Annotated in this window: 4 protein-coding genes; 3 read left to right on the plus strand and 1 reads right to left on the minus strand. The window is 58.4% G+C overall.

Translation table 11 applies throughout. From position 1 onward, the window contains the following. The 3 genes from E5X88_RS33445 to E5X88_RS33455 all read left to right on the plus strand — a co-directional run. On the plus strand, positions 1 to 427 hold a 427-nt coding region (locus E5X88_RS33445; protein WP_292168539.1), incomplete at its 5' end, for a helix-turn-helix transcriptional regulator. Next, positions 414 to 716, plus strand: coding sequence for a hypothetical protein (locus E5X88_RS33450; RefSeq protein ID WP_292168541.1), 303 nt, complete (start codon positions 414 to 416; stop codon positions 714 to 716). The genes E5X88_RS33445 and E5X88_RS33450, both read left to right, overlap by 14 nt. 70 nt (positions 717 to 786) lie before the next feature. Further along, entirely contained in the window at positions 787 to 999 is a 213-nt protein-coding gene (locus E5X88_RS33455) for a hypothetical protein (protein WP_292168543.1), read from the plus strand. A 40-nt stretch (positions 1000 to 1039) separates the two neighbouring features. On the opposite strand, the gene E5X88_RS33460 is transcribed toward E5X88_RS33455, so the two are convergent. Then, positions 1040 to 1275 (minus strand): hypothetical protein (locus E5X88_RS33460; RefSeq protein WP_292168545.1); only part of this gene is annotated, 236 nt, incomplete at its 5' end.

The following is a 1275-nucleotide window of genomic DNA, read 5'->3' on the forward strand; positions in this document are numbered from 1 at the left end:
AAAGATCAGCACCAACATTCGCAACGCTCGCGACCGGCGGAAAATCCCGCGATCGAAGCTGGCGCCGATGCTCGGGCTCAGCGACCAGGTTTATAATCGCTACGAAAACGCGGTTTCGCGGCTGACTGTCGGCCGGCTCCTTCACATCTGCGAAGTGCTGAGCATCTCACCGGTGGAGATGTACCCGGTCGCGCCGCATCTTTGGGGTGAAGACCAGGCCGAAGCGGAAACTCGTATGGCGATCGTTGAAAAGCTGGCGAATTTCGACGGGCTCACGCTTCAAGCCATTCTGAGCTTTCTTCACCACCTGAAGACGAAGGAGACTGACGAAGGCGGCAACGGCTATGACGGCGCGGCGCCAGCCGCGCCCTTATTCACTTCTGCTGTTCATGCTGCAAACGGGAGTGACATTCATGGCGGCAAGTAACAAGCGGCTCATGAAGGCGAGCGAGGTTCCGGCGTTTGTTGATGCGATCATCAAGGCAGGCTGCGACATCTGCGCCATCGGCCATCACGGATATGTGCTCGGGGACGTCGACCTGTCGCCGGCAGCACAGGAAGTTGTCATGCCGAAGATTAAGAAGATCGACGAGAAATACGGCGATCGCGATTTCCTCAAACAGGAAATCGTTGCCTACCTGCGATCGATCGGGCGCTATCTGGATCCCGGTTCCCCGGCGACGCACTGGTCAGAGAATACGAGGACCCATCACTGAAAGCCGGCGACACGCTCTCTGTCAGGAGACTCCGGCCACTGCCTATTGCGGTCAAGGTGCTGGAACAAACTTGACCGCTGTATATTCTCTCGACATGAACGAGACTGCGGTCATTTGCCTCGACGAGGCCGTCCGGTGCGAGATCCGGCGCAACAGCTGGGAAGTCCAGTCGATCGCCAACAGCTGGGGCGACACCATGGATGATCGCGAGACATTGGCGGCAATTCGCTTGTTCAACCGCACCGGCTCGATGTTTGCCAGTGTTATCTGCTCGATACACTGATGCTGCCTCCCAAGATCGAGCCGGGCGATCGTCTGACCATTCAGGTCGATGGGTTGAAGGTATGGGATGACAACGACGTGACATTCGCGCTTTTCAGATCACGGGATCGGAAGGCATCATGAAATGGGCGCGCCGTACCACCAGCGCTCGTGACCGGCCGAGTATTGCCGCCGGCGTAATCCCGCCCCTCCTGCCGACGCTGGTCGGTCGCGTCCCACAGGGCCCTGATTGGCTGCACGAAATCAAATGGGACGGCTATCGGATCGGGGTCTATCT

The sequence above is a fragment of the Mesorhizobium sp. genome (assembly GCF_004962245.1).
Taxonomy (GTDB): Bacteria; Pseudomonadota; Alphaproteobacteria; order Rhizobiales; family Rhizobiaceae; genus Mesorhizobium.